This is a genomic window from Pseudomonas sp. CVAP#3 (genome assembly GCF_018986375.1).
Classification (GTDB): Bacteria; Pseudomonadota; Gammaproteobacteria; order Pseudomonadales; family Pseudomonadaceae; genus Aquipseudomonas; species Aquipseudomonas helvetica.
This window is the reverse complement of the sequence record NZ_JAHMSC010000009.1, coordinates 152,384-177,962: the sequence shown is the minus strand read 5'-3', so window position 1 is coordinate 177,962 and position 25,579 is coordinate 152,384. Positions and strand designations below refer to the sequence as shown.

Sequence of the window (25,579 nt, the reverse complement as noted above, 5' to 3'; positions counted from 1 at the left end):
GTCATTTTCATGGCTGCGAACAAAGCAGGCATAATACCGCGCCTCTACCTAGCCGCCGGTCGCCCAGTGACACAATCCCTGCCCCCCACCGCCTTACGCCCCTCGGCCTGTCCGGGGTTGCTGCGTATCGTCCAGGCATCGGACGGCGGCATTTGCCGGATCAAGTTGAATGGCGGGGCCATCAGCGCTGCCCAGGCTATGGCTGTGGCCGAGGCCGCCGAGCGTTATGCCGGTGGAGTGATTGAGGCGACCAACCGCGCCAATCTGCAAATTCGCGGAATTGGTAGCGAGCAGCGGCCATTGATCGAATGTCTGTTGGCCGCCGGATTGGGCCCAAAGACGGCTGCTGGCGATGATGTACGCAACCTGATGCTCAGCCCCGGTGCCGGCATCGATCGGCACATGCTGTTCGATACCCGTCCGCTGGCCGAGCAGATCCTCGCCTCCTTGCAAAGCCATGAGCGTTTCCATCAGCTGTCGGCCAAGTTTGCCGTGCAACTGGATGGCGGCGAGGCGCTGGCGATGCTCGAACATCCGCATGACCTCTGGTTGAGCGCGGTTGAACGCAATGGCGAGCAATGGCTGGCGTTTGGCCTGGCGGGTTGCCCCACGGATACACCGGCAGGGGCGGTGTTGCGCAATGACGGTCACACCTTGGTGGTGGCGGTGCTGGAGCTGTTTCTCGATCTGGCGCGGCCGGATCAGACCCGCATGCGGCATGTGCTGGCCGAGCGTTCGCTGGCGTCGGTAGTGCAGGCCTTGGCCGAGCGTGTGCCGTTGACCCCGATCAGTGACTGGCAGCGTCCTGAGTCGCGCCCAGGGTTGCACATCGGTACTTATCCACAGCGCCAGGAAGGCTTGGTCTATGTCGGCGCTGTCCCGCCTTTGGGGCGGCTGGATGCTTCGATGCTCAAAGGCGCGGCGTCTCTGGCCGAGGCGTTCGGGGATGGCAGCCTGCGGTTGACCCCTTGGCAAAGCCTGCTGCTGCCGAACATTCGCCAGCAGGACGCCTCGGCGCTCAGTGAGGGAATGCAGGCCCTGGGTTTTCTGGTGAGCGCCGATCAAGCTTTGGCCCATCTGGTGGCCTGCACCGGATCCGCCGGGTGCGGCAAAGGTCTGGCAGATACAAAGGGTGATGCCCTGCAATTGTCCACACAGCTGCAAAGTCGTGGCGACCGAGTTCACGTTCACCTGTCCGGCTGCCCGCGTTCCTGTGCCTCCGCACACATCGCGCCGATCACCTTGCTGGCAGTCAGCCCCGGTCATTACGACCTCTATTTTCGCGATGCAGGGCAGCCGGGTTTCGGCGCCCTGCAAGCACGCAACCTCACTATTGAAGCGGCCGGCGCAGTGCTTGATGCCCGCCCACGGAGCCCCCTTGATGCTTGATTACATCCGCGACGGTCAGGAGATCTATCGCAACTCGTTCGCGATCATTCGCGCCGAGGCCAACCTCGACCGGATTCCGGCCGATCTGGAAAAACTCGCGGTGCGGGTGATTCACGCCTGCGGCATGGTCGATGCGATCGACGGTCTGCAATTCTCCGAAGGCGCGGGCAAGGCCGGGCGCGATGCGCTGGCCGCCGGTGCAGCGATTCTGTGTGATGCGCGGATGGTCTCCGAAGGCGTGACCCGGGCGCGGTTGCCGGCGAACAATCCGGTGATTTGCACCTTGCGTGACGAGAGCGTTCCGGACTTGGCTCGCGAGCTCGGCAACACCCGTTCGGCGGCGGCGCTGGAGCTGTGGCGTCCGCACCTGGAAGGCAGTGTGGTGGTAATTGGCAACGCCCCGACCGCGTTGTTCTACTTGCTGGAAATGCTCGATGCCGGCGCGCCAAAACCGGCGTTGATTCTCGGCTTCCCGGTGGGCTTCGTCGGTGCCGCCGAGTCCAAGGCAATGCTTGCGGCTGACAGCCGTGGCGTACCGTTTGTGATCATGCAAGGTCGGTTGGGCGGCAGCGCCATGGCCGCCGCAGCGGTCAATGCCCTCGCCACGGAGATTGAATGATGCAGCAACCTGGACGTTTGATCGGCCTTGGCGTGGGGCCTGGTGATCCGGAACTGATTACGGTCAAGGCCTTGCGCCTGTTGCGCGAGTCGCCGGTGGTGGCGTACTTCGTCGCCAAGGGTAAAAAAGGCAATGCGTTCGGCATCATCGAAGCGCATTTGCAGGACGCGCAAACCTTGCTGCCGCTGGTTTACCCGGTGACCACCGAGACCTTGGCGCCGCCGCTGTCCTACGAGCAAGTGATCAGCGACTTCTACGATGCGGCCGGCGAACAGCTCGCCGCGCATCTGGATGCCGGGCGTGACGTGGCGGTGATTTGCGAAGGCGATCCGTTCTTCTACGGCTCCTACATGTATTTGCATGATCGTCTGGCTGAACGCTATGAAGCTGAAGTGGTGCCGGGCGTCTGCTCGATGCTCGGCGGCGCTTCGGTGCTCGGCGCGCCGCTGGTGTATCGCAATCAGAGCCTGTCGGTGTTGTCCGGGGTGCTACCGCACGAAGAACTCAAGCGTCGTTTGGCCGACGCCGACGCCGCGGTGGTGATGAAGCTGGGGCGCAACTTTACGAAGGTGCGTCAGGTGCTGGAAGAACTCGGTCTGGCAGAGCGTGCGTTGTACGTTGAGCGCGCCACCATGGCCAATCAGAAGATCGTGCCGCTGGATCAGGTCGAGCCGATGTCCTCGCCGTATTTTTCGTTGATCATCGTTCCCGGCGAAAGGTGGCAAGGCTGATGACTCGTTCAGTTCCGGCGATTGTCATTCTTGGCAATGGCAGCCTCGCGACCGCGCGCAAGATCCAGCAGCTGTACCCCGGCGCCTTGATCCACGGCCTGGCCGAACGGGTCGACGGCGCGGACCGCGTTTACCACGAGTTCGGTGCGACGCTACGCCAGCTCTATCAACAGGACACACCAATCATTGCTTTGTGTGCCGCCGGTATCGTCATTCGCACGCTGGCGCCATTGCTCTTGGAAAAAGGCGCTGAGCCGCCGGTGCTGGCCGTCGCCGAGGATGGCAGCGCGGTCGTGCCGCTATTGGGCGGTCTGGGCGGGGTGAACGTGCTGGCCCGCGAGATAGCTGACGGTTTGGGCGTGGCTGCGGCGATCACCACCAGCGGTGAGTTGCGCTTCGGCACTTGCCTGCTCAATCCGCCAAGTGGCTATGCGTTGGGCGATCTGGAACTGGGCAAGCGCTTCGTTTCGGATTTGCTGGCCGGTGAGAGCGTACGTATCGAAGGCGCTGCCCCGTGGCTGGATCAAGCGCAGTTGCCGCAAGATCCGCAAGCGCATCTGGCGATTCATATTGGTAGCGCCGAACGCGCACCTGCGGCCAATGAATTACGGATTTACCCGCAAAACGTTCTTGTCGCGGTGAGCGCCGACGTTGCAGATCTGCCGAACGCGATACGCGATGCCTTGCATCAGGCGAAAATTGCTGTGCAATCGCTGGCATGCCTGTTGGCCAGCGATCAGCAAATGGCCAGCCCGGCACTGCGCGAAGCGGCGCTGGAATTGGGTGTGCCGCTGCGTTTTGCGGTGGCTGGTTCTGTGGCTGAACTGGCAGAGAACGCCGCTGGACAATCCGTGTTTATCCGTACAAGCAACGGGATCGCCATCGCTGTTGCCGACCGACCGTTGGACCCGTCACTGATCGGTCGTCCTCGCGGCCGCTTGGCCGTGATTGGTCTGGGCCCAGGCGCTGCGGAACTGATGGTACCGGCAGTCAAGGCAGAACTGGCTCGTGCCAATGACGTGCTTGGCTACGAAACCTATGTGCGCATGGCCGGGCCATTCCGCGCCGATCAGGTGCTGCATTGCACCGACAATCGCGAAGAAATGCAGCGTGCTCGCCACGCCTTTGAACTCGCGGTTCAAGGGCGCTCGGTGGTAGTGGTGTCGTCCGGCGATCCGGGCGTGTTCGCCATGGCCGCTGCGGTACTGGAGGCCTTGCACGAGTCGAGCGATGTGAACTGGCACAGCGTCGATCTGGAAATCCTTCCCGGCGTGTCTGCGTCGCTGGCAACCGCCGCGCAGGCCGGTGCGCCGCTGGGCCACGACTTCTGCGTGATGTCTTTATCGGACAACCTGAAACCCTGGGCGATCATCGAGAAGCGTCTGGACCTGGCGGCAGAAGCTGACCTGGCCCTGGCCTTCTACAACCCGATCTCGCGTTCGCGTCCGTGGCAATTGGGCCGTGCGCTGGAAATCGTCGCCCAGCATCGCACTCCGGAAACACCCGTGGTGTTGGGGCGGGATATCGGCCGTCCGGGCCAGACGCTGCATGTCACGACCCTTGGACAGTTGACCCCCGATCAGGTTGATATGCGCACCATGGTGCTGATTGGTTCATCCACCACCTGCGTATTCCCGCGCGCTGAAGGTGGAGACTGGGTGTATACACCGCGCTGGTATGGCGAAAGACCGGCCCGTTGAGCAAGGGCCGCCTTTCTTCCCCTGACCGTGCTCGCTTGGCGGTCAGGGTGTTACGTTATCTGGCAATCGTTCGCTTTACCGCCCTTGAGCGTGTAAGACTTTTCACTGATAAATATCGGAAACGAAATCAAACGGTAGTGGTCAGTCGACGTAATAAACTTCGAATAGTTGCGTAGTCATGTAGGCCTGTTGGGCTCACTATATTCGTCATCAGAAACACTGGCGTGGAGAGCTTGCGTTTGTTGGGGGGGTGTAGGTGATAAGTCCGCGCGGGAGGTGATGATAAATGGTTGCAGTGGATTGTTTGAATTAAGTGTAATTAATTAATTGCCCGGAAGTGTGGTTGAAAGTGGGCTTTTCATCCTTTAATGTTTTTCAGGCCCAGTGAGGGCATGTCACTAACTTAAAAGGATTTGAATAATGATTGAACACGCACTTCCAAAGATTTCGGCCGCCGAGCGTATTACCTTTATTGAAACGTTGAATCGAGAGAGTTGCGTTGCCCATCCAGCAGCGCGTGTGGCCATGGCTTCTTTCGCCAGTACTCCAGCGGATACCGATGAGTTGAATGCTGCCATTATGGGCGCAGGTGTTGTTGGCTTTCTTGATGGTATGTCCAAGCGTAACAAACGCATTGTGAAAAACACCTTCATGTACGCGGACATCAAGTCGCTAATGAAGTATCCGGAGGAAAGTCAAAAAGAGGCTCGTTACAAACTTTTCATGCAGACCATGCGCAACTTGGGCTGGATGGTAAGTCGAGATAACTATATCCGCCATGTCTCGAGCGAAATGCGACTGACGATGGCAAACATTGCTGCGCAAATCATTGGTACGGTTGTTTCCGGAGTGGCCGGTGGTACTCCGATTGGCGCTGCCCTGACCGCCATGACCGGCTCCACCCTCGAGGCGCTGAAAAAGGAACCAGAGGCCTTGAAGCTGTTCGAGAAAAACGCAAAAAAACCCGAGGGTGGTTCCTTCGCGATGGCGTCCTGCACCCAGGATACGGATGGCGAAATTCTGATGGCTATCGGGGCCATCCAATACCACGCTCCTCAACAGTCCACCAGTGTGTTGTTCGGTGACTGGTACTCCTCTGATGTCAGCATCTACAAAGGTATGTCGAGCATGATGATGGACGAAGAGGACTACGCGATGACCGAAGCATTGGTCGTCAAGGAACTTGCCAACCTGCGCGAAATGGCGCTTACCCTGGAATTCGGCGTCAAGTGATTGCTGGAAGGCTGAAGATTTGGGTCTTCAGCCTTTTCTGTTGTCTGGATGCAGGGAGTACGCGTGGAAAATCATCATTCGATTACCGGTGTTTGTGCGGGAAATGTCCTGTTGTTTTCGGGCGCAATGTCCGCAGTTGAACGTCAGGATGTCTTGGATTCATTGCTTTACACTCAAGTCGCAACATCGCGGAAATTTCCTGCCGTGAGCGATTTTGACCAGTGGCAAGGTGCCTGGCGCATTGCGATGAGGGTATCGGGCTGGATGGTTTCGAAGGACAGCGACGAAGCCTTTTCAGCGTTCGAACAAGGACATTTTTCCGTCCAGGAATTGATTGAGGCTGGTCAGGCTAAACACCTGGGGCCTCAGCCAGTGTGTGACATCACTGCTAGCCTGGATGCGGTCTCATTGTCGCCGTTGGCAATCGATCTGTTGCGCGTGCACACGGTGGATCATGGCGCCGCCACACAGGGGACGGGGGAGTTCCATGACACAGATAATCTCAGTCTGACAGGTCAGACGAACTGGGTCCGGGTTCAGGCGGGTGTGGTGAGTCCCGGTGCATTATTGACGCAGGTTACGGTGTGTTTTGAAACCCGGGAAGCGGTGGATGCTGACTTCCTGCAACAAACATTCAGCATTCAGGACGTTGTCGGGAAGGTACGAGTCAATTGCTGCGTCGCGTTATTGGAAGAGATGGATCATGAGCCGCTTCGAGAGTTTTTCATCACGTGGTTGGGAGGACTGCGAGAGGAAAAAATCTTGATATTGAGCTGAACTCAATTCGGACAGCGGTGCCAACCCTGTCGTCATTGAGCGACCGGGTGGTTTTGACACCGCTCACCAGAGTCTACGGCGCCAAATACCCCTTCACTCCGGTAAAGATAATCTGCGCTGCCAGTGCACACACAAACAACCCCATCAACCGGCTGACAATCTGCAAACCCTGGTCACCGAGAATCCGTTCGATGCGGTTGGACAGGTACAGCACCACGCCGACGGTCAGGCTGGCCATGGCGATACTGAGGATGGCGGTGAGTTTGTCGTCCCAGTGCGGCTGGCTGACGCCCATCACCAGCAAGGCCCCGATGGTGCCGGGGCCGACAGTGAGCGGAATGGTCAGCGGGACGATGGTCACGTCTTGCTGCACGTTGTCGGTCTGGACCGCTGACTTGCCCTGAGCCATGCCCAGTGCCGAAATGAACAGCACACTGCCGGCGCCAATGCGGAAGGCGTCTACGGTGATGCCGAACACGCTGAAAATCACCCGCCCGAACAAATACAGCAGGACGCTGGAGACCAGGGTCGCGAGGGCGACATTCCAGGCCAGTCGACGTTGTTCCTTGCGCGAATAACCGCGGGTCAGGCTGATGAAGCAGGACAACACGAAGAAGGGGCTGTAGAGCACCAGCATCTTCAGGTAAACGCTGAACAACACGTGGAGCATGGGGCAAGCTCACTGGCGAGGGAAGTCGAGGAGGAGTCTATCAGGCGCTGCGGGGTCTGTCGGCTCAGGACGTCTGAGCCGTTGCCTGATTCTGCTGATCGCGCTGTGCGACCCAATGCTCGATCAGTTCGCGCAATTGTGAAAGCTCGACGGGCTTGGCCATATGGCCATCCATGCCGGCCTGGCGTGCGCGTTCTTTGTGTTCGGCCAGGATGTGTGCGGTAAGTGCTACTACCGGTGTGCGAGTTCGCTGGTTGCCGACCTCCCAGGCACGCAATTGCTGGGTGGCGGAGAAGCCATCGAGGATTGGCATTTCGCAGTCCATCAACACCAGGTCGTAGCGCTGGGCCTTCATCGCTTTCAAGGCTTCTTCACCATTGCAGGCGGTGTCCGGCTGAAGGTTGAGCTTGCCGAGCATGCCGCGAATCACTTTGGTTGAAATGCTGTTGTCTTCGGCCACCAGAATGCGGAAATCGCTCGGCACCTTGACCGCCGCAGGCGCGCCGCTCGGCAGTTGCTGCGAGACCGCCAGGCCTTTGCTGCGTTGGCTCAGTTCGTCCGCCAGCGTGGTCTTGAGGGTGTAGCCGGCCACGGGTTTGGCGAGGATGCGTTTGATCCCGGCATTGCGCGCGATGACCTTGCTCGGCGCGTTGCTGATGCCGGTGAGCATGATCAGCAGAATGTCGTGATTCAGGCTCGGGTCTTCCTTGATCTTCGCCGCCAGTTGCATGCCGGTCATGCCGGGCATGTTCTGGTCGAGCAGGACCACGTCGAAGTAATCGCGCAGGTGCGCCTTGGTGCGCAGCAGGGCGAGGGCTTCCTTGCCGGAAGGTACGGCGCTGACGTTCAGACCCCAGGCGCTGCATTGCTGCACGAGGACTTTGCGGCAGGTGTCGTTGTCGTCGACCACCAACACGCGGGCGCCTTGCAGCGGGCCATCGAGATCGCAGGTCGGGTGTTCGAGGCGCTCCGGGTCCAGCGGCAAGGTCAGCCACAGTGTGCTGCCCTGATTGCTGCCGCTCTTGATGCCGAACTCGCCGTGCATCAGCAGGATCAATTGGCGGGCGATTACCAGCCCCAGGTTACCGCCCAGGCGGGTGGCGGAAAGGAAGTTCTTGCTGTGCAGTTCGGCATGCAGAAGGGCTTCTCGTTCTTCGGCATCCATGGGTTGCCCGCTGTCTTGCACGGCAATGCGCAGGCGCGGTTTGTGGCTGCGTTCGTCGAGGGCAACGACGATCAGGATTTCGCCTTCGTCGGTTTTCTTCAGGGCGTTTTCCAGCAGGCTCAGCAGTGTCTGGCGCAGACGCGTCGGGTCGCCGCTGATCACGCGAGGGACCTGTGGCTGGATGAAGCTGATCAGCTCGACGTTCTGTTGTTCGGCCTTGGCGCGGAAGATGCTCAGGCAGTCTTCGATCAGTGCGTTGAGGTCAAACTGCACATCGTCGAGTTCGATTTGTCCGGACTCGAGCTTGGAGATGTCGAGGATTTCGTTGATCAACGTCAGCAGTTCATTGCCGGCGCTGTGGATGGTTTGCACGTAGTCGCGCTGTTTGACCGACAGCGGGGTGCCCAACAGAAGTTCGGTCATGCCCAGCACGCCATTCATCGGGGTGCGGATTTCGTGGCTGATCTTTGCCAGGAATTCGGCTTTGGCATTGATCTCGGCATTACTCGCTGCCAGGTCACGGCTGACGCTGAAGCGGTCTTCGGTGATGCTGCGCTGGCGTTCGCTCAAGGCGATGCTCATCAGCACGCCGCAGATGCAGATGAAGGCCATCAAGGTCATGATCAGGCCTTGCGGTGCAACCAGGGTCAGCCCCAGCAACGCCGGCAGGATGATCAGCGTGCCGACGTTGAACACCACCATCGCAGCCACGAACAGGCGTGCCGGCCGATAACCCTTTTGCCAGTGATAGGCGCTGACAAAGAGCATGCTCAGGCCCGCCAGGGCAACCAGCGCATAGGTGATGATGTTCAGCGGCAGGGTGTCGACGAACAGCAACAGCAGGCTGCACAGGACAATGAACAGGATGTCCCCCAGCAGTAGCTTGTTCAGTGGATGCGGGCCGAGCGGGGCGAAGAAGCGGTAGGCGAACATCAGGCCGCAAGGGGCCGTCAGCAGCAGCGACAGGTAGGCGCCGGGTGTTTGCACGGCATGCCAGTCGGGTAGCCATGGGCCTGCCAGGTTCAGCAGCAGCACCAGGCTGAGCAGTAACAGTCCCTCGCACGCTGCCAGCCAGACGCTGCTGCGCGAGCGGCTATAGCCGTAGCGCGTGAGGTTGTACAGGATCAGCATCGCGATGCAGCCAAAAAACAGGCCATAGATCAGCGTCTGGTTCTGGTTCGCCGCCACCATCACTGCTGATTGCAGGGTGATATAGGGGCGCAACTCGTGTTCGGAAACCAGTCGCAGATAGACGTCGAGAGGTTTGTCGCTTTGTGGAAGCGGCAACATGAAGTCGCTGCTGGGGAGTGGTCGCTCGCTCTGCGGTTGCTCGTTGCCGCTGGTCAATTGCTCGACCAATGTGTCGCCATCCAGAACGTAGAGGTTCAGGTGCGACAAATCGGGGGCGAAGATGCGCAGCAGTTGTTCGTGTTTGCCGGGGCTGAGCTTGAAACGTAGCCATAACGCGCCACTGGGTTCGGCAGCGGTGATTTGGTCGAGTTCAATCGGGCTGAATTGGTTGGTGTAGCGAGCCGAGCGGATATCGCTCAGTTGCAGGTCTGCCTGTTCGTCGAGCAATACCGCCCAGCCACTGCCTTGCGCGGCCTGGGCCGGGAGCATGCAGAGCAGGGTCAGCAGAGTGACGGTGAAGCCTATGGCAATCCTGAGCCAGCGCACGGCGAAATCCCTTCGTAGGTTGATGCCAGATTATAACTATGCGCGGCGCCGGAATAGTACGGCAAGGGCCATAGGCCCCTGCCTAGCCGAATGGATAGCTTATTCCTGATTTTCGCCACGCTCACGGGCAATGGCGCGGTAGCCAATGTCCTTGCGGTAGAAACAGCCTTCCCAGTTGATTTTGGCGGCCAGCTTGTAGGCCTGCTGCTGGGCGGCATCGACGCTTGCGCCCATGGCGGTGGCGCAAAGTACCCGACCACCGGCCGTCACAACCTTGCCGTCCTTGAGTGCGGTACCGGCGTGGAAGACTTTACCTTCCAGCGCAGCGGCGGCATCCAGGCCTTCGATCACGGCGCCCTTGGCGTAATCGCCCGGGTAGCCGCCAGCAGCCAGTACGATACCGACGCTTGGACGTGGATCCCACTGAGCTTCGACCTTGTCCAGTGCCTGTGCCAGCGCCGCTTCGACCAGCAATACCAGGCTCGACTGCAGGCGCAGCATTACCGGTTGGGTCTCGGGGTCGCCGAAACGGCAGTTGAACTCGATGACTTTCGGGTTGCCGGCTTTATCGATCATCAGACCAGCATAGAGGAAGCCGGTGTAGACGTTGCCTTCTTCGGCCATGCCACGCACGGTTGGCCAGATCACCAGGTCCATGACGCGCTGGTGAACTTCGCTGGTGACCACCGGGGCAGGGGAGTAGGCACCCATGCCGCCCGTGTTCGGGCCGGTGTCTGCGTCGCCAACACGTTTGTGGTCCTGGCTGGTGGCCATCGGCAGCACGTTCTTGCCGTCGACCATGACGATGAAGCTGGCTTCTTCGCCATCGAGGAACTCTTCGATGACCACGCGCGAACCGGCGTCGCCAAAAGCGTTGCCGGCGAGCATGTCGCGTACGGCGTCTTCGGCTTCGCTCAGGGTCATGGCGACGATCACGCCTTTACCGGCTGCCAGGCCGTCGGCCTTGATCACGATCGGCGCACCTTTTTCACGCAGGTAAGCCAGGGCAGGCTCGATCTCGGTGAAGTTCTGGTAGTCGGCCGTCGGGATCTTGTGGCGAGCCAGGAAGTCCTTGGTGAATGCCTTGGAACCTTCCAGCTGGGCGGCGCCAGCGGTTGGGCCGAAGCAGTCCAGGCCACGTTGGCGGAACAGATCGACTACGCCTGCGACCAGCGGGACTTCCGGACCGACGATGGTCAGGGAGACGTTTTTCTCGGCAAAGTCGGCCAACTGCTCAAGGGCCAGCACGTCGATAGCGACGTTCTCGCACTTGGCTTCAATGGCAGTGCCGGCGTTGCCCGGGGCAACGAAGACTTTCTGTACGCGCGGATCCTGAGCGACTTTCCAGGCCAGGGCGTGTTCACGGCCACCGCTGCCAATGATCAAAACATTCATTTCAAAAACCTCGGATGACGCTAATTCTGTGGGGGCTGATCGTTCCCACGCTCTGCGTGGGAATGCCTCTACGGACGCTCTGCGTCCGAGGGACGCGGAGCGTCCCGGGCTGCGTGCCCACGCAGAGCGTGGGTACGATCAAGCAAAGTAATCAGTGACGGAAGTGGCGCATGCCCGTAAAGACCATGGCGATACCAGCCTCGTCTGCGGCCGCAATCACTTCGTTGTCACGCATCGAGCCACCCGGTTGAATCACGGCGGTGATGCCAACCTTGGCGGCGTTGTCGATGCCGTCGCGGAACGGGAAGAACGCGTCCGAGGCCATGACCGCGCCCTGCACTTGCAGGCCGGCGTGTTCAGCTTTGATGGCAGCGATACGCGCAGAGTTCACGCGGCTCATCTGGCCAGCGCCGACACCGATGGTCTGACGGTTCTTGGCGTAGACGATGGCATTGGATTTGACGTACTTGGCGACTTTCCAGGCGAAGATCAAATCGTTGATCTCTTGCTCGGTCGGTGCGCGCTTGGTCACAACCTTCAGGTCTTCGCTGCCGATCATGCCGATGTCGCGGCTCTGTACCAGCAAACCGCCATTGACGCGCTTGTAGTCCCAGGCAGCGGCACGATCCGCCGACCATTGGCCGCAGGCCAGCAGGCGAACGTTGGCTTTTGCGGCGACGATGGCACGGGCTTCGTCGCTGACCGATGGGGCGATGATCACTTCGACGAACTGACGCTCGACGATGGCTTTGGCGGTTTCAGCGTCCAGTTCACGGTTGAACGCGATGATGCCGCCGAAGGCCGACTCGGTGTCGGTGGCGTAAGCCAGTTCGTACGCCTGGCGGATACCGCCTTCAGCGTCCGGGCTCACGGCAACGCCGCACGGGTTGGCGTGCTTGACGATCACGCAGGCTGGTTTGACGAAGCTCTTCACGCATTCCAGCGCGGCGTCGGTATCAGCCACGTTGTTGTACGACAGCTCTTTGCCTTGCAGTTGGGTCGCGGTGGCGATGCCAACTTCGGCTGGCTTGGCTTCAACGTAGAACGCCGCGCTCTGGTGCGGGTTCTCGCCGTAGCGCATTTCCTGAGCCTTGATGAACTGGCTGTTGAAGGTGCGCGGGAATTCGCTGCGACCTTCGGTGGTGAGGGTGTCAGCGGCCTGGTTCACGGTGCCCATGTAGTTGGCGATCATGCCGTCGTAGGCGGCGGTGTGTTCGAAGGCCTTGAGCATCAGGTCGAAACGCTGAGCGTAGGTCAGGCCACCGGCCTTGAGGCTTTCCAGCACGCTGGCGTAATCGCTGGCGTTTACTACGATGGCCACGTCTTTGTGGTTCTTGGCAGCGGAGCGGACCATGGTCGGGCCGCCGATATCGATGTTCTCGATGGCGGTCGGCAGGTCGCAACCTGGCTTGTTGATGGTGGCTTCGAACGGGTAGAGGTTAACGGCGACCAGATCGATCGGCTTGATGCCGTGCTCGTTCATGATCGCGTCATCGATACCGCGACGACCGAGGATCCCGCCGTGGATTTTCGGGTGCAGGGTTTTCACCCGACCGTCCATCATTTCTGCGAAACCGGTGTAATCCGCGACTTCCACAGCGGCTACGCCATTGTCCTGCAGCAGCTTGAACGTCCCGCCGGTGGAGAGGATCTCGACGCCGAGGGCTTCGAGTTCCTTGGCGAATTCGAGGATCCCGGTCTTGTCGGAAACGCTGATCAAGGCGCGGCGGATCGGCAGGCGGGTGGTCTGGTCGGTCATCTCAATTTCCATCAAAAGCAAAGGAAGTCAGCAAAAAAGGCGACCGGTTTTACGCGGGCGCCTTTCTGGTTTGATTGAATGCTTACAGCAAATCGTACTGCTTGAGTTTCTTGCGCAAGGTGCCGCGGTTCAGTCCCAGCAGCTCGCTGGCCTTGGTCTGATTGCCCTTGACGTAGTTCATCACGCTTTCGAGCAGGGGAGCCTCGACTTCGGAGAGCACCAGGTTGTACACATCCGTGACGGCAGCGCCTTCAAGGTGGGCGAAATAATTGTGCAGCGCCTTCTCGACACTCCCGCGAAGGGTCTGGCCTTCTTCGCTCGGTGTATTGAGGTGCTGTTTCAAATTTACGTTGTCGCTCACGGGTGCTGTTCCACTCACTAAAGTCTCGGTCATCATCGTCATGCGGCCACCCCTTCTCCGTCCCCTGTCAGGCTCTTGTAGCGCTCGGCGAAGAACTCCCGAACGTTGGCGCATTGTGTTTCCGTACCATCCAAACGATTGAAGTGGGCGCGAAACTCCCTGGCGCCCGGCAGGGTTGCGAGATACCAGCCGACATGCTTGCGGGCGATGCGTACGCCCATGACATCTCCATAGAAAGCATGGAGCGCGGCCAGATGCTCAAGCAGAATACGTTCCACCTCGATCAATTCCGGTGCCGGGAGTTTTTCGCCGGTACGCAGATAATGCTCGATCTCACGAAAAATCCATGGCCGCCCCTGGGCAGCCCGGCCTATCAGCAGGCCATCGGCACCGGTCGCGTCAAGCACGTGCCGGGCCTTCTCGGGCGAGTCGATATCGCCATTGGCGAAGACCGGAATCGACACCGCCTGCTTGATTGCGGCAATGGTGTCGTACTCGGCTTCACCGGTGTACAGATCGGCACGGGTCCGGCCATGCACCGCCAGTGCCGTAATGCCTGCCTGTTCGGCGATCTTCGCCACCGTCAGGCCATTCTTGTTCGCACGGTCCCAGCCCGTACGGATCTTCAGCGTGACCGGCACATCAACCGCCGCCACGACGGCGTGCAGGATCTCGGTCACCAACTCTTCATCTTTCAGTAACGCGGAGCCGGCGGCCTTGTTGCAGACCTTCTTGGCCGGACATCCCATGTTGATATCAATAATCTGGGCGCCCAACTCGACGTTGGCGCGTGCTGCCTCCGCCAGCATCTGTGCATCGCCACCGGCGATCTGTACCGAGCGTGGCTCGGGATCACCTTCGTGGACCATGCGCAGACGCGATTTGCGGGTGTTCCACAAACTCATGTCGCTGGTGACCATTTCCGAGACTACAAGCCCTGCGCCCAGTCGTTTGCACAGCTGACGAAAGGGCTGGTCGGTGACTCCTGCCATCGGGGCGAGAATCAAGCCGTTGTGCAATGTATATGGGCCGATGCGTACCGCCGACATAGGACTTCCCTGTTGTGGGGTCGGATCATGAGAGTTCGAAAAAGGGTTGGCATGATACCCGCTCTCGATGACTGGATAAAGGCTGAATTGGATAAAATCTGAACAGTTATTCCGTTATTGCCATCAGTTTGGTTCGAGGCGCCGGGAGTCGGAAAATTGCCGTCAACGGCGCGAGACTCGGTGCCGAGTGAAGCGATTCACTCGGGCGAGTGGAAGCTCAGGCTGTAGTTCACGGCTTTTGGGCCGGGATCGAGGATGTCCAGGGCAATATGGATCGGTGTTTGCGGTGGCATTTCTGCGAGGTCCGCGAGGTCGCCATTGAGGTATTCGCCCGGTTTGAAGCGGCGGCTGGCGATCAGGTGGCCATTGAGGTCGGCAAAGCGCAGTTCCAGCAATGGGAATGGCTGCGAGAAAGACGCGCGGTTGTAGATGATCGCGTCGACCACCAGTGCGCCGCTGAAGTCCGGGTGGCTACGGACCACCAGATTGCTGCTTTTGATTTTCGCGATATCGACCTTGGACGGCACGCTGCAGCCAATCTGCGGGCACACTTTCTGGAACCAGGGGCGGTATTGATCCTGACGGGCCAGTTCGTCGAAGTGATAGGCGATGTACTGGCCAGCAAGGGCTGCTGAGCCCAGCAGGACCATCAGGCTCCAAAAGAGCCGGCGACCCCAGGGGGAGCGGCGTTTTTGCCAGTCGAGTTGCAGCGGGTCGTCGATCAGGTCCTGCAGCACCTCGTCATGCATGGCTGGTTCGTTGCGCGTGCGCTTCTTGCGTACGGGCTCGGCTTCAGGGGTTTCGTCGTCGATATCGTCATCGGTCGCGGACAGGCGTTCGTGTTTCGCTGCAGGCTCCGGCGTCTCGAAGGGCTGGTCGAGGCGCAGTTGCGGTGCCTCGGGCTCATCGTCCAGATCGACCAGCTCGAGCGACAGCGAGGGTTCGGTGCGCGAGGGTTTTTCCGGCTCGTCGGCGATGTCTGCCGATCGATGGTTCTCGGCCGGTGCGTGCGTGTTTTCGCTGGCCTGCGCGCGTTCGGCGGCTGAATCGCTGAACAGGCTGTCGGACCAAGGCTCTTCACCTTCGGGCGTATCCCGACGGGCACTCAGCGAGTCTTCCTTGTGCTTGCGCTCATGATGGCCGAACTCTTTGGTAGGCTGGATTTCCCGTTGTTCGAGCTTGGCGAGTTCTTCGTCAAGGTCGAGGCTGTCCAGATCCAGTTCGGCGGCTGTCCACTGCTTCTGGCTGATGGCCCGTTGCGTGGGCGGCTCAACCGGTGGCGGGGTCGTGAGGGCGATAGCTTCCTTGCCCATGCGTTGCTCGAGCAGCTGCCGTGCAGCATTGAACACTTGCAGGCAAGAGCCGCAGCGAACCACCCCACGGGCCACGCTCAATTGGGCGTGGCTGACGCGGAAACTGGTCTGGCAATGCGGGCACTGGGTGACGAAGCTATCGGTCATGCGGCCATCCGGAGTATGCAGGCGCTCATTTTAGCGCCGACGGCCGGTGATGCGCACCCAGCCATCGCGATTGGCAATCGGGTCCAGATCAAAGTCCTTGGCATAAGCCTCTGCGACTTCCGCGCCTTGCTCGGCAAGGATGCCCGACAGTGCCAGGCGACCGCCGGGCTTGACCAGGCTGGAGAGTTGCGGGGCCAGGGAAACCAGTGGTCCGGCGAGAATGTTGGCCACCAGCACGTCAGCCTGCACTTGCGGCAAATCTTGAGGCAGGTACAGCGGGAACAGCGCTTCGTCGATGTTGTTGCGCCCGGCGTTGTCGCGGGAGGCTTCCAGTGCCTGCACGTCGATGTCGGTGCCGACCGCTTCCTTGGCGCCCAGCAGCAGGGCAGCGATCGCGAGGATCCCCGAGCCGCAGCCGAAGTCCAGTACGTGGCAGTCTTTCAGGTCCTGGCCGTCGAGCCATTCCAGGCACAAGGCGGTGGTCGGGTGGGTCCCGGTGCCGAACGCCAGGCCCGGATCAAGCAGCAGATTGACCGCATCAGGCTCGGGCGCAGCGTGCCAGCTCGGGACGATCCACAGGCGCTGACCGAAGCGCATTGGCTGGAAGTTGTCCATCCAGCTGCGTTCCCAGTCCTGGTCTTCGATGACTTCGCTGTGATGCTCGGGCAGCGGGCTGCCGGTCAGCAGCTCAAGGTGAGCCAGCACGCTGGCGGCTTCGGTGCCACCTTCGAACAGGGCAAGCAGGTGCGTGTGCGACCACAGTGGGGTGGTGTTCAGTTCCGGCTCGAAGATCGGCTGATCTTCGGCGTCCATGAAGGTTACCGAGACGGCGCCCACTTCAAGGAAAGCGTCTTCGTAGGTTTCGGCTTGTTCTGGGCTGATGGCGAGACGGACTTGCAGCCAAGGCATGGCGGGCACCTTTGAAAAATGTAATGTGCAGCCTAGCGGGCTGCGAGAAGCGCGCAAGTTTACGCGAGAGCGGCGCAGAAGACGACCGGCTTGCCAGGGATATACCTGTGGCGAGGGAGCTTGCTCCCGCTGGAGCGCGAAGCGGTCCAAAAATGGGCGCCTCGGTTTTACCTGGGACACAACTGTTGGATGGTTTGCGGCTGCTTCGCAACCGAGCGGGAGCAAGCTCCCTCGCCACAAGGGTTCTGCATTCAGTAATCCCGGATACAACAAAGCCGCTCGAAAGCGGCTTTGTTGGTCTGGATCAAGCTTTAGTGTTGTGCAGCCAGCTTGTGTTCCAGGTAGTGGATGTTGACTCCACCTTTGCAGAAGCCTTCATCGCGGGTCAGGTCGCGGTGCAGCGGGATGTTGGTCTTGATCCCGTCTACCACGATTTCGTCCAGCGCATTGCGCATGCGCGCCATGGCTTCTTCACGGGTTGCCCCGTAAGTGATCAGTTTGCCGATCAACGAATCGTAGTTCGGTGGAACCGCATAGCCGCTGTACAGGTGCGAATCAACCCGCACACCGTTGCCGCCCGGGGCATGGAAATGCTTGACCGTGCCTGGGCTTGGCATGAAGGTTTTCGGGTCTTCAGCGTTGATCCGGCATTCCAGTGCGTGACCGCGGATGACCACGTCTTCCTGGGTGAACGACAGTGGGTTGCCGGCGGCGATGCTGAGCATCTCCTTGACGATGTCGATGCCGGTGACCATTTCCGAAACCGGGTGCTCTACCTGGACACGAGTGTTCATCTCGATGAAGTAGAAGCTGCCGTTCTCGTACAGGAACTCGAAAGTGCCCGCGCCACGGTAACCGATGTCGATGCACGCCTTGACGCAGCGAGCGAAGACTTCCTGGCGAGCCTTCTCGTCGATGCCCGGTGCCGGCGCTTCTTCGAGAACCTTCTGGTGGCGACGTTGCAGCGAGCAATCGCGGTCACCCAGATGGATGGCATGGCCCTGGCCATCGGAAAGTACCTGAACTTCCACGTGACGTGGGTTGGTCAGGAATTTTTCCAGATAGACCATCGGGTTGCCGAACGCCGCGCCTGCTTCGGAGCGGGTCAGTTTGGCCGAGGAGATCAGGTCTTCTTCTTTGTGCACAACGCGCATGCCACGACCACCACCGCCGCCAGCGGCTTTGATGATCACCGGGTAACCGACTTCGCGACCAATGCGCAGAGCGGTTTCTTCGTCTTCCGGCAGCGGGCCGTCGGAACCTGGAACGGTTGGAACGCCGGCAGCGATCATGGCGTGCTTGGCCGAAACCTTGTCGCCCATCAGGCGGATGGTTTCAGCTTTCGGGCCGATGAAGGCGAAGCCGGAGTTTTCCACCTGTTCGGCAAAGTCGGCGTTTTCCGCGAGGAAACCGTAGCCTGGGTGAATGGCGGTGGCGCCGGTCACTTCGGCAGCGGCGATGATCGCTGGAATGTGCAGGTAAGAGTGCGCGGCCGATGCCGGACCGATGCAAACCGACTCGTCTGCCAGACCCAGGTGCATCAGCTCCTTGTCGGCCTTGGAGTAAACGGCGACGGTCTTGATGCCCATCTCTTTGCAGGCACGCAGGATCCGCAGGGCGATTTCACCGCGGTTGGCGATCAGAACTTTTTCCAACTTCGCAGGTTTCAACATCGTTGGCTCTCCGCGGTTCAAACGATGGTGAACAGCGGTTGGTCGTACTCAACCGGCTGGCCGTCTTCGACGAGGATGGATTCGATCACACCGCTGGTTTCAGCTTCGATGTGGTTCATCATCTTCATGGCTTCGACGATGCACAGGGTGTCGCCTTTCTTCACGCTCTGGCCAACTTCAACGAAGGACGGCGAGGACGGCGAAGATTTGCGATAGAAGGTGCCAACCATTGGCGAACGGGCAACGTTGCCGTTCAGCACTGGCGCAGCGGGAGCGGCGGGTGCAGCGGCAGCAGGCGCGGCAGCAGCGACAGGTGCCGGAGCCGGAGCGTGCATTGGCGCAGGAGCGTAGTACTGCTGAGCCGGGGTTTTGCTGTGGCGGCTGATACGTACGGACTCTTCGCCTTCCTTGATCTCGAGCTCGTCGATGCCGGACTCTTCCAGCAGTTCGATCAGTTTCTTAACTTTACGGATATCCATGAATCATCAACTCCCAAGGGTCGGTCAGGGGCGTTTAACGCTTGTTGTTCAAGCTGTTGCCTGTTTTTCAAGCTGCTCTAGGGCGGCCTCCAGGGCCAGTCGATAACCGCTGGCGCCAAGGCCGCAGATCACTCCCACCGCAACGTCGGAGAAGTAAGAGTGATGGCGGAAAGGTTCGCGTTTGTACACGTTAGACAAATGCACTTCGATGAATGGGATGCTCACCGCCAGCAGCGCGTCACGTAATGCGACACTTGTATGCGTAAAAGCTGCTGGATTGATCAAAATGAAGTCCACACCCTCGCCGCGAGCGGCGTGAATGCGGTCGATCAATTCATACTCGGCGTTACTTTGCAGGTAGAGCAAATGGTGGCCGGCATTGCGCGCGCGCTGTTCCAGGTCCTGATTGATCTCGGCCAGGGTCACAGCCCCGTAGACGCCCGGTTCGCGGGTGCCGAGCAGGTTCAGGTTGGGTCCGTGCAAAACCAGTAGGGTCGCCATTGGCTGTTCCTTGTTATCTGTGTGCAGTTATCAGAACCCGGCGACTATGCCGCAAAGCCTTTGTGACTGTCCAGTTCTCTGCAATAGCCAGCACAATGACCGATGATTGCGCGATTTATGTGACCAACTGATTAAATCTGGTCATTCGCTTTAGCGACACGTTCGGCGAAGTCCCTGGCGTTGATCTCGCCAACCACCCGCACATCGCCACGTTCCTTGCCATCCTTGCCGAAAAACATCAGCGCCGGAGGTCCAAACAGCTTGTAACGGTCGAGCAGGGCGCGTTGTTCGGCGTTGCTGGCGGTAATGTCGAAGCGAACCAGTCGATAACCTTTAAGGCGTTCAACGACGTTGTTGTCGTTAAGCACCTCGTGTTCGATGACTTTGCAGCTGATGCACCAGTCGGCGTACCAGTCGAGCAGCAGCGGGGTGTTGGTGGATTTTGCTTCAGCCAGCACTCGATCGAGTTCCGCCGGGGTGCTGATGGTTTGCCATTCGCTCGGGTTTTGAACTTGAGCGCTGCCAGGAGCATTGATGACTTTTGGCTGGCCGATCGGATTGAGCGGATCGGCCTGGCCGCTGAAGGCGCCGTACCAACACGCCAACCCGTAAAACACCAGAAGCATTCCGAGCAGTTGGCCCAGGCGTTTTCGCGGCGGTTTATAGCCAAGCTCCAGCGCCCCGAGAAACAAGCCGACCCCGACCGCCAGCAGACCGATCAGCAGCAAGGTGATGGGACCCGGCAATACCCGGCTCAGCAAACCGATTGCCAACCCCAACAGCAACACGCCAATCGCGTTTTTCACGTAGATCAGCCACGGGCCGCTTTTCGGCAGCCAGGCCGCGCCGCCGGTGGCGACCAGCAACAGTGGCGCACCCATCCCCAGGCCCAGAACGAACAGCTTCAGCGCACCGCCCAACGCATCGCCGCTGGCGCTTATATACAGCAGTGCTCCGGCCAAAGGTGCAGATACGCACGGCGAGACCAACAGGCTCGACACCACTCCGAGCACCGCCGCGCCCCACAGCGAACCCCCTTCGGTGCGACCGGCAATGCGGTCCAGGCGGTTGCTGATCGCGTGGGGCAATTTCAGTTCGAACACCCCGAACATCGCTAAGGCAAACACCGCGAAGAACAAGGCAAACGGCACCAACACCCACGCCGATTGCAGGCGTGCCTGAAGGTTGAGCTGGGCACCGAACAGCCCCATCAACGCGCCGAGCACAGCGAAACAGGCGGCCATTGGCAAGACGTAGGCCAGCGACAAATTAAAACCGCGCAGTCCGCCGACCTGACCGCGCAACACCACACCGGAGAGGATCGGCAGCATCGGCAGCACGCATGGGGTAAAGGTCAGGCCAAGACCCGCGAGGAAGAATAGCGCCAGTTCGCGCCAGCTCCAGCCCGCGGCACTGGCGGGAGGGGTAATGGCTGCACCGTCGATCGTCAGGCGTTCGGTTTCCGGTGGATAACACAGGCCTTTATCGGCGCAGCCCTGGTAGGTGACGGCCAGCGTGAAAGCCCGCTGATCGGCGCTGCTGCGTGGCAGGTCTACGTCGAGAATGCCGTGGTAGACCTCGACATCGCCGAAGTACTCGTCGTGCTTTTTTTCGCCTGAAGGCAGTTGTGCGGCGCCCAGGCCAATGTCGGCGGGCTCGCTGTGAAACTGGAAGCGATGCCGGTAGAGGTAGTAACCCTCGGTGGCGACGAAACGCAGTTTGATCGATTGCGGCGTGCTCTCCACCAGGCTCAGCTGAAAAGCTTCGCGCACGGGCAGGAAGTCGGCGCTGTTATTGATCGAGCCCAGGGTCGAACTGGGGCGACTGTCCAAAAGGCCGGCGGCATTCACCGGCAGGACCAGCACTAACAGCATCAGGCAGAGCAGACGGCGCATGACAATCTCGCGTATCGGAAGTGAGCGCATGATAGCGGACAGATTTGCATCTGTGGCAGATCGGCCTTTGTGGCGAGGGAGCTTGCTCCCGCCGGCCGGTCCGCGCTCGGGCGCAGCAGTCGTGAAACCTGAGTATGCGGCGTACCTGACAATACCGGATCGCAACATTTAGGGCTGCTTCGCACCCCAGCGGGAGCAAGCTCCCTCGCCACAGAGATTTTGCCAGGCTCAGGGTTTGTGTCAGACGCGGAAGGCTTGAACGGCGGTATGCAGCTGCCCACCCAGCACCAGCAGATTCTCGCCTTGACTGCGGCCTTCCTCGATACGCACCAGATAATCCCCACCCAACTGGTGAATCCGCTCACTGTGATCGCGAATCTCACTGACGGCGCCACTTTGCTGCGCCGTGACATCGGCGATGCGCACCGCGGTGTCGGCAATGGTCTGGATGGCTCCGACGATTTTATCCAGTGCGCCGTCAGCGGCTTGTGCCTGGTTGGCGGTGGCTTCGGCATGTTCGACCTGGGCGCGCATGCCTTCCACCGATTGTCGTGCGGCCAGTTGCAGGCCGGCAATCAAGGTCTGGATTTCTGCGGTAGCACCGGCAGTGCGTTGCGCCAGTGAACGAACCTCCTCGGCAACCACCGCAAAACCGCGGCCCATTTCCCCGGCGCGGGCGGCTTCAATTGCCGCGTTCAGGGCGAGGAGGTTGGTCTGATCGGCAATCGAGCGAATCACCGTCAGTACGCCGCCGATGGTGGCCGACTCTTCGGCCAGATGCTCGATCATTTGGGCGTTGCCCTGAACTTCGCCGACCAGCGCGTGCAGTCCGGTCAGGCTCAAACCGATGACTTTTTGCCCGTGCTCGACCGCCAGACCGGCGTGACGGCTGGCGTCGGCAGCCTGGCTGGCATCGCCGGCGACTTGTTGAATGGTCGCTTCCAGCTCACCCAGCGAGTCGCGGATCAGCGCGGTGTCGCCGGCCTGATGTTCGGCGCCACTGTGCAAGTCGCTGCTCAGTTCGGCCAATACCCGGCTGCTGCCGGCAACCTGTTCGGCGTTCAAACGGATTGTCCCGACCAGATCCACCAGATAAGCGCGCAGGCGATTCAGCGACTCTTGAATGTCCTGTAGCTCACGGTTGGTTGCGCCGAGATGGATGTCCCGACTGAAGTCGCCTTCGGCCCAGGTCGACAGCGCTGGCGCCAAATTGGTCAGCACGCGGGCGAGGCGACGTTGCAAGGTGTCGATCAACAGCGCGATCAGCAGGATCAGGCCGATCATTACGCCCTGCATGAGCCGCACTTCACCCTGGATTTGCCCATGCTGCGCGCGCACGGTCGGTTCCAGCCCGGCGATGGCCTGCTGCACGGCGGCAATTTTCAGGTGGGTGGCGGCGCTGAGGTCGGCGCGTTTCTGAATCTGTTCGCGGGTCCGGCCGAGTTCGGCGGGGTAGCGGCTGAGCAGGCTGGCGAGTTCGCGTTTTAAGCCGGTGCCGGCATCTTCGGCGACGGTTTTTTCGGTGTTTTCCAGCCCCATCATCGCCGAGAAATCGTCGGTATTCGATTCTTTGCTGGCGGTCACGCCAAGCAGCGGCAGCGCTTCGATCAGCTCGGCCTGAGTGCGGATGCTACTGACCTCGCGCTCGACATCGGCCGCCAGTTCGCTGCGGCCACTGCTGACCAGTTTGTTCCGGGCCAGCGAGAGTTTGCCCACGTGCTGCGAAGCGATAAGCAAGGGGGGTAGATAGGCGGCAGCGGCAGGCGTATTGGCGCTGGTGGCGTATTGGCTGAGTTGCTCCAGGCTGGCGCCCAGTTCGCGCTCGGCCTGGAGCAGCAAGGCTTGCGGATCACCCGCCAGTTTGCCGGCGGCCAACAGGTCTGTCTTGCTGAAGTCATCGAGGCTGGCAAGGCTCGGCCGCACGCTGTCAGCCAGGTCGGCCGGCAGTTCGTCGAGTTCTTTTTGCAGGTTTTCGATGGTCTGGCTGGCGCTGCTCAGGCGAAGGGCATCGCCGCTGGCCAGGTAATCTTCGACGTTACGCGCCACTTGATTTTGAAAGTGCTGCGACAGGCCCAGGTAGCGCTCCATCAACAGATAAGGACGCTCCAGGGCTTTTTGCGACCACCAGAGTGTGGCGCCGAGTGCGAGGCACACCGCGACTAGAAGCAGGGTATTGAGATTGGTCAGCAACTTCAGGCGCATCGCGGTTCTACCAACGACAGAATGGTAAGTGCCTGAAGTTATTGCGGTTGTATTACAGGGTTATGACCGAATCAGTGGATTCAGGTGAAAAAGTGGCACTTTGATTCGACGACCGCGCCGCTTGAACGCGATTGCGTCCGGCGTGCTTGGCGCGGTACAGCGCCTCGTCTGCCTGGCTGGCCATCATCAGGCTGTCGCACTCTTCATGCAGGTCCACCACGCCGGCACTGAAGGTGCACCAGAGGTCTTGCGGCTGGGCCGGGTAGTGGATCTCGGCAAAGCGCTGGCGGATTTCATCGAGCACTTTATAAGCCGATTCGATATCGGTGTCCGGCATCACGATGGCGAACTCTTCACCACCATACCGTCCGATGAAGTCGGTCTTGCGCAGGCGTTGCTTGAGAAACAGTGCCAGGCTCTTGATCACCCGGTCGCCCATGGGGTGGCCGTGGCTGTCGTTGACCCGCTTGAAATGGTCAATGTCGAGCATCGCAAAACTCAATGGCTTGTTCTCGCGGCGGGCGCGGAAGCTGCAGTCTTCGAGTAATTGCAGAATATGGGTGTGGTTATAGAGGCCGGTCAGGCTGTCACGGACCATCCGCGCCTTGAGGTTGCGCGCCCGGGCCGCACGGTTGCGCACGGTGGTGATCAGGTGCCGCGGCTTGATCGGCTTGGTCAGGAAGTCGTCGCCGCCTTCGCTCATGGCGTCGAGCTGCTTGTCCAGGTCGTCTTCGGCCGACAAGTAGATGATCGGCACGCTGACGTAACGGTCATTGTGCCGGATCACCTTGGCCAGTTCGGTGCCGGTGCAGGCCGGCATGTACATGTCGAGGATGATGAGGTCCGGCTGGAAATCCGCCAGCTCGGCCATCGCCTGAATCGGCTCGATCAAGGTGCGGGTGACGATCCCGGCGCTGTTGAGCAGGCGCTCGGTGTGCAGGGCCTGGGCACGGGAGTCGTCGATGATCAGCACTTTATAAGGTTCGTACTGGGCGACGCAGGTCAGCACTTCGATCTTTTCCAGCAGGCTCGACGCTTCGAGGGTGCCGGTCAGAAACTCCTGGCCGCCGGCGCGTACGGCCGCGAGGCGGGTCGGGGTGTCGGTTTCCAGCAGGCTGAAAAACAGCAGCGGCAGTTTCTGCTCCAGGCCTTCCTGGGCTTCGGCTGCCAATTGCAGGCCCATACCGGGGCCGCTGAAGTCGACGTCCATGACAATCGCTGCCGGCAGCCGCTCGACCATCGAGGAGCGAAACGCCGCCACGCTGTCCAGCGATTGCGCGCTGAGACCGAAAAATTCGAGTTGCTTGGCCAGTCGCTCGGCGCGGTCGTGATCGTGCAGCATCACGTAGATCGGCTTGCGCAGTGGCGGTAAAAAGGTTTGTTCGAGCTGGTCGCCATGCCGCAGGCCAGTGCGCGACAGGCGCTGCATCAGGCGATTGAGGTCGGTGATCAGCCCGCTGCTCAGGCGCCCGCGGTTAGCGTCGACGGCCGCAAGCGACTGGCTGATGCTGTGCGCCAAGTGGGTGTGTTCGGGTTGTTCGAAACGTTCGGCGAAACGCAGCAGCCGCAGGTTCGCTTCACTCAGCTCCGCCAGGTCGGCGCCTGACCATTCGCAGCGTTGCAGGCGCTGCCATATCTCAAGAATCTGACGTGCTTGATGAATTACCCGCTGGGCAAAGTGGTGCTTGAGGCGCTCACGGCTGGGGTCTTCTGGCTCGGTCATATCCTGACTACTAGTTAGGGTGCATGCTGAGGTCGACTGGTGGCTCTATGCTAGCACCTCTTTCCAATGCCATGAGTGTCGTACATCAATAAACTGTAAAGCGACGTTATTCAGTTCCTGACCGACTGGTCGCATAGGATCAACGCTGTGCTTCATTTATAGTGGCTGCTCGACTCGCGGCCACTGTGCGATCCACGGTCTGCCGGGCAGGT

General features: G+C 60.3%; 20 protein-coding genes. 6 read left to right on the top strand and 14 right to left on the bottom strand.

Annotation, left to right across the window (positions count from 1 at the left end; translation table 11 throughout):
• Positions 1–9: 9 nt before the first annotated feature.
• From cobG to KRR23_RS17360, 6 genes are all read left to right on the top strand, one after another.
• The gene (gene cobG, locus KRR23_RS17385) at positions 10–1,389 is read left to right on the top strand and encodes a precorrin-3B synthase (protein ID WP_216743493.1); all 1,380 of its coding nucleotides are present in this window, start codon (positions 10–12) and stop codon (positions 1,387–1,389) included.
• The gene (locus KRR23_RS17380) at positions 1,382–2,008 is read left to right on the top strand and encodes a precorrin-8X methylmutase (RefSeq protein ID WP_123423700.1); all 627 of its coding nucleotides are present in this window, start codon (positions 1,382–1,384) and stop codon (positions 2,006–2,008) included. Before cobG ends, KRR23_RS17380 begins: the two co-directional genes overlap by 8 nt.
• On the top strand, positions 2,008–2,739 hold the full coding sequence (locus tag KRR23_RS17375) for a precorrin-2 C(20)-methyltransferase (protein ID WP_216743546.1): 732 nt from the start codon (positions 2,008–2,010) through the stop codon (positions 2,737–2,739). The genes KRR23_RS17380 and KRR23_RS17375 overlap by 1 nt, the downstream gene beginning before the upstream one ends.
• On the top strand, positions 2,739–4,439 hold the full coding sequence (gene cobJ / locus KRR23_RS17370) for a precorrin-3B C(17)-methyltransferase (RefSeq protein ID WP_216743492.1): 1,701 nt from the start codon (positions 2,739–2,741) through the stop codon (positions 4,437–4,439). Before KRR23_RS17375 ends, cobJ begins: the two co-directional genes overlap by 1 nt.
• 420 nt (positions 4,440–4,859) lie before the next feature.
• Complete coding sequence (locus tag KRR23_RS17365; protein ID WP_216743491.1) at positions 4,860–5,672, top strand: hypothetical protein; 813 nt, start codon at positions 4,860–4,862, stop codon at positions 5,670–5,672.
• Between the two features lie 63 nt (positions 5,673–5,735).
• Positions 5,736–6,449: a hypothetical protein gene (locus tag KRR23_RS17360; RefSeq protein WP_216743490.1), complete on the top strand. Its 714-nt coding sequence runs from the start codon at positions 5,736–5,738 to the stop codon at positions 6,447–6,449.
• A 73-nt stretch (positions 6,450–6,522) separates the two neighbouring features.
• On the opposite strand, the gene KRR23_RS17355 is transcribed toward KRR23_RS17360, so the two are convergent.
• The 14 genes from KRR23_RS17355 to gcbA all read right to left on the bottom strand — a co-directional run bounded on the left by KRR23_RS17355 (position 6,523) and on the right by gcbA (position 25,367).
• On the bottom strand, positions 6,523–7,119 hold the full coding sequence (locus KRR23_RS17355; protein WP_216743489.1) for a MarC family protein: 597 nt from the start codon (positions 7,117–7,119) through the stop codon (positions 6,523–6,525).
• A 64-nt stretch (positions 7,120–7,183) separates the two neighbouring features.
• Positions 7,184–9,961: a hybrid sensor histidine kinase/response regulator gene (locus KRR23_RS17350; RefSeq protein ID WP_216743488.1), complete on the bottom strand. Its 2,778-nt coding sequence runs from the start codon at positions 9,959–9,961 to the stop codon at positions 7,184–7,186.
• 99 nt (positions 9,962–10,060) lie between these two features.
• Entirely contained in the window at positions 10,061–11,356 is a 1,296-nt protein-coding gene (purD, locus tag KRR23_RS17345) for a phosphoribosylamine--glycine ligase (protein WP_216743487.1), read from the bottom strand.
• 151 nt (positions 11,357–11,507) lie between these two features.
• Entirely contained in the window at positions 11,508–13,115 is a 1,608-nt protein-coding gene (purH, locus tag KRR23_RS17340; RefSeq protein WP_216743486.1) for a bifunctional phosphoribosylaminoimidazolecarboxamide formyltransferase/IMP cyclohydrolase, read from the bottom strand.
• Between the two features lie 82 nt (positions 13,116–13,197).
• Positions 13,198–13,518, bottom strand: coding sequence for a DNA-binding transcriptional regulator Fis (gene fis / locus KRR23_RS17335; RefSeq protein ID WP_007921650.1), 321 nt, complete (start codon positions 13,516–13,518; stop codon positions 13,198–13,200).
• Positions 13,515–14,525 (bottom strand): tRNA dihydrouridine synthase DusB, encoded by a 1,011-nt coding sequence (gene dusB, locus KRR23_RS17330; protein ID WP_054595437.1) that lies wholly within the window; start codon positions 14,523–14,525, stop codon positions 13,515–13,517. Before dusB ends, fis begins: the two co-directional genes overlap by 4 nt.
• Positions 14,526–14,722: 197 nt before the next feature.
• Complete coding sequence (locus tag KRR23_RS17325) at positions 14,723–15,985, bottom strand: DUF3426 domain-containing protein (protein ID WP_216743485.1); 1,263 nt, start codon at positions 15,983–15,985, stop codon at positions 14,723–14,725.
• Positions 15,986–16,015: 30 nt separating this feature from the next.
• On the bottom strand, positions 16,016–16,894 hold the full coding sequence (gene prmA, locus KRR23_RS17320) for a 50S ribosomal protein L11 methyltransferase (RefSeq protein ID WP_216743484.1): 879 nt from the start codon (positions 16,892–16,894) through the stop codon (positions 16,016–16,018).
• A gap of 311 nt (positions 16,895–17,205) precedes the next feature.
• Complete coding sequence (gene accC / locus KRR23_RS17315; RefSeq protein WP_216743483.1) at positions 17,206–18,567, bottom strand: acetyl-CoA carboxylase biotin carboxylase subunit; 1,362 nt, start codon at positions 18,565–18,567, stop codon at positions 17,206–17,208.
• A 17-nt stretch (positions 18,568–18,584) separates the two neighbouring features.
• Positions 18,585–19,046: an acetyl-CoA carboxylase biotin carboxyl carrier protein gene (accB, locus tag KRR23_RS17310; RefSeq protein WP_216743482.1), complete on the bottom strand. Its 462-nt coding sequence runs from the start codon at positions 19,044–19,046 to the stop codon at positions 18,585–18,587.
• A 48-nt stretch (positions 19,047–19,094) separates the two neighbouring features.
• Complete coding sequence (aroQ, locus tag KRR23_RS17305) at positions 19,095–19,547, bottom strand: type II 3-dehydroquinate dehydratase (protein ID WP_216743481.1); 453 nt, start codon at positions 19,545–19,547, stop codon at positions 19,095–19,097.
• 131 nt (positions 19,548–19,678) lie between these two features.
• A complete protein-coding gene (locus KRR23_RS17300) occupies positions 19,679–21,442 on the bottom strand; it encodes a protein-disulfide reductase DsbD (RefSeq protein ID WP_216743480.1) in 1,764 nt (587 codons plus the stop codon).
• A 240-nt stretch (positions 21,443–21,682) separates the two neighbouring features.
• Positions 21,683–23,644, bottom strand: a complete 1,962-nt coding sequence (locus tag KRR23_RS17295; RefSeq protein WP_216743479.1) for a methyl-accepting chemotaxis protein — start codon at positions 23,642–23,644, stop codon at positions 21,683–21,685.
• Positions 23,645–23,696: 52 nt separating this feature from the next.
• Positions 23,697–25,367: a diguanylate cyclase GcbA gene (gene gcbA / locus KRR23_RS17290; RefSeq protein ID WP_216743478.1), complete on the bottom strand. Its 1,671-nt coding sequence runs from the start codon at positions 25,365–25,367 to the stop codon at positions 23,697–23,699.
• Positions 25,368–25,579 lie beyond the last annotated feature (212 nt).

Bases quoted from the DNA above. Each gene is read 5' to 3' on its own strand.
- cobG (WP_216743493.1), top strand. From the start codon at position 10: ATGGCTGCGAACAAAGCAGGCATAATACCGCGCCTCTACCTAGCCGCC.
- KRR23_RS17380 (WP_123423700.1), top strand. From the start codon at position 1,382: ATGCTTGATTACATCCGCGACGGTCAGGAGATCTATCGCAACTCGTTC.
- KRR23_RS17375 (WP_216743546.1), top strand. From the start codon at position 2,008: ATGCAGCAACCTGGACGTTTGATCGGCCTTGGCGTGGGGCCTGGTGAT.
- cobJ (WP_216743492.1), top strand. From the start codon at position 2,739: ATGACTCGTTCAGTTCCGGCGATTGTCATTCTTGGCAATGGCAGCCTC.
- KRR23_RS17365 (WP_216743491.1), top strand. From the start codon at position 4,860: ATGATTGAACACGCACTTCCAAAGATTTCGGCCGCCGAGCGTATTACC.
- KRR23_RS17355 (WP_216743489.1), bottom strand. From the start codon at position 7,119: ATGCTCCACGTGTTGTTCAGCGTTTACCTGAAGATGCTGGTGCTCTAC.
- purD (WP_216743487.1), bottom strand. From the start codon at position 11,356: ATGAATGTTTTGATCATTGGCAGCGGTGGCCGTGAACACGCCCTGGCC.
- purH (WP_216743486.1), bottom strand. From the start codon at position 13,115: ATGACCGACCAGACCACCCGCCTGCCGATCCGCCGCGCCTTGATCAGC.
- fis (WP_007921650.1), bottom strand. From the start codon at position 13,518: ATGACGATGATGACCGAGACTTTAGTGAGTGGAACAGCACCCGTGAGC.
- dusB (WP_054595437.1), bottom strand. From the start codon at position 14,525: ATGTCGGCGGTACGCATCGGCCCATATACATTGCACAACGGCTTGATT.
- KRR23_RS17325 (WP_216743485.1), bottom strand. From the start codon at position 15,985: ATGACCGATAGCTTCGTCACCCAGTGCCCGCATTGCCAGACCAGTTTC.
- prmA (WP_216743484.1), bottom strand. From the start codon at position 16,894: ATGCCTTGGCTGCAAGTCCGTCTCGCCATCAGCCCAGAACAAGCCGAA.
- accC (WP_216743483.1), bottom strand. From the start codon at position 18,567: ATGTTGAAACCTGCGAAGTTGGAAAAAGTTCTGATCGCCAACCGCGGT.
- accB (WP_216743482.1), bottom strand. From the start codon at position 19,046: ATGGATATCCGTAAAGTTAAGAAACTGATCGAACTGCTGGAAGAGTCC.
- aroQ (WP_216743481.1), bottom strand. From the start codon at position 19,547: ATGGCGACCCTACTGGTTTTGCACGGACCCAACCTGAACCTGCTCGGC.
- KRR23_RS17300 (WP_216743480.1), bottom strand. From the start codon at position 21,442: ATGCGCCGTCTGCTCTGCCTGATGCTGTTAGTGCTGGTCCTGCCGGTG.
- KRR23_RS17295 (WP_216743479.1), bottom strand. From the start codon at position 23,644: ATGCGCCTGAAGTTGCTGACCAATCTCAATACCCTGCTTCTAGTCGCG.
- gcbA (WP_216743478.1), bottom strand. From the start codon at position 25,367: ATGACCGAGCCAGAAGACCCCAGCCGTGAGCGCCTCAAGCACCACTTT.